Origin of the sequence: Flectobacillus sp., from assembly GCF_049240685.1 — a bacterium.
Lineage (GTDB): Bacteria > Bacteroidota > Bacteroidia > Cytophagales > Spirosomataceae > Flectobacillus.
In genome coordinates this window covers 1-1,589 of record NZ_JBMLSD010000451.1, presented here as the reverse complement: position 1 = coordinate 1,589, position 1,589 = coordinate 1, and the positions used below count along the sequence as shown (strand labels likewise).

3 protein-coding genes are annotated in these 1,589 nt (G+C 36.4%); 1 reads left to right on the top strand and 2 read right to left on the bottom strand.

What is annotated here, in order from left to right; all coding sequences use genetic code 11:
* Positions 1 to 503: C-terminal helicase domain-containing protein (locus ACOVQ4_RS20690; RefSeq protein WP_421822507.1), on the top strand; the 503-nt coding region annotated here is incomplete at its 5' end.
* 197 nt (positions 504 to 700) lie between these two features.
* Here ACOVQ4_RS20690 and ACOVQ4_RS20685 read toward each other — a convergent pair.
* Both ACOVQ4_RS20685 and ACOVQ4_RS20680 read right to left on the bottom strand, forming a co-directional pair.
* On the bottom strand, positions 701 to 1,126 hold the full coding sequence (locus ACOVQ4_RS20685; protein WP_421822506.1) for a hypothetical protein: 426 nt from the start codon (positions 1,124 to 1,126) through the stop codon (positions 701 to 703).
* A 16-nt stretch (positions 1,127 to 1,142) separates the two neighbouring features.
* Positions 1,143 to 1,589, bottom strand: a 447-nt coding sequence (locus ACOVQ4_RS20680; RefSeq protein WP_421822505.1) for a hypothetical protein, incomplete at its 5' end; no start/stop codon positions are given.

Sequence of the window (1,589 nt, the reverse complement as noted above, 5' to 3'; positions counted from 1 at the left end):
CCTTGAATTTTGTAGATACCGCAGGTTGTGGTTTTGAGGAAAAATTAATTGGAACATCAACAATTAACCCAGAGGAAGCACAACTATTGGTAAAACACCTTATGCAATTAATCGAAAACTATAAGACAGGAAAACCTGATGGCATTGCGCCAAGTATTGCTGTGATTTCACCTTACAAACAGCAGGTGTTGGAGTTGCAAGAATTGGTTCAACATTCGGGGATTGAAGAGAGGTTTTTGAAAAAAATCTCTGTAAATACTATTGATAGTTTTCAAGGTCAGGAGCGCGACATAGTGTATATTAGTATGGTGCGTAACAATGCAGAGGGAGAAATAGGATTTCTTTCTGACATTCGAAGAATGAATGTTGCCATGACCAGAGCCAAGAAAAAACTCGTCGTAATAGGCGATAGCGCTACTTTAGCACAGTTTGACTTTTATGCCAAATTTATAGAGTATACCGAAAGAAAGGGTGCTTACCTAAGTGCGTGGGAGTTTATGTGATTTTTTTACTACTTTTTGCAATTTGGATAATGAAAATTCAACATTTTTTGGGTTAAATGTGGTTAACCAAAATAATAATATTGCTGGTAAGAAATATGAAATTAAAGTAGGTATCATGGCAAGAAGTTTAGTAATAGCAAATTATTCTCAAATGTATAAAAATTAGGCTTTACTTGTTTCAAAGTAAAGCCTAATTTTTACTTTTCTCGTGTATATCTGTAGATAACATTTGGGCATTGCCTTAGCTCTAGTGTATCGGAGACTAATCTTTTGATTATCCAATCTTTACAATCAGTGCTTAAACACAAAGCATTCGGGCATGGAGGATTAAATTCTGAAAAAACAATCGTATTTCCCGAAATACTAAATTTATTTCCAATGCTTCCACAACAATCACCTTCAGCGCCTGGTCGGCCATTAATCAAAAACTTTCCGTCCGACGTAAACTCTATATCGGGCAATAGCATATAAACTTTTAGCGCTTCCCATTGTTTCGTACTTTCGTTGAAAACATGATAGCTTGGCTTCCATTTTCCTATCAAAAATTGTGGTTGTATTTCGATGCCTTTATTACATGATAATAGCACACCAAAAACCAATGAAAGAAAAATAACGATTTTCATAGGGTCGTGAGTTAAACTATTTTACTCTTTTGTACCTCATTATACCTCCCGAGCACTGAGCAACTTCCAAAATATCTCCTTCAAGTTTTCTGACGATCCAGCCATCACAGTAAATCGCAAGACAGCTTATATTTGGGCACGGCTTAAATTCTGAGAAAGTAATTTTTCCATTCTGAAAAGAATACTTATTTCCTATAAACCCACAACAATCTTGGTCGCCCGCTGGCTTGTCGTTTTGAAGTACGCGCGCATCGGCGGTAAATTCATAAGTAGGAAGCGCAACTAATGTTTGAATAGAATTCCACTTCTGTGTAGACTCGTCATAAAGTTCGTAGGTAGGTATCCATTTCCCTACAAGAGAGGGTTGAGCATCAATAGACTGAGCATCTTGTTTGCAACTTACCACTGCCAATGCCATCAAAATGGCTACAAATAATAATCTCATAGTTTTAGATTGAATTTT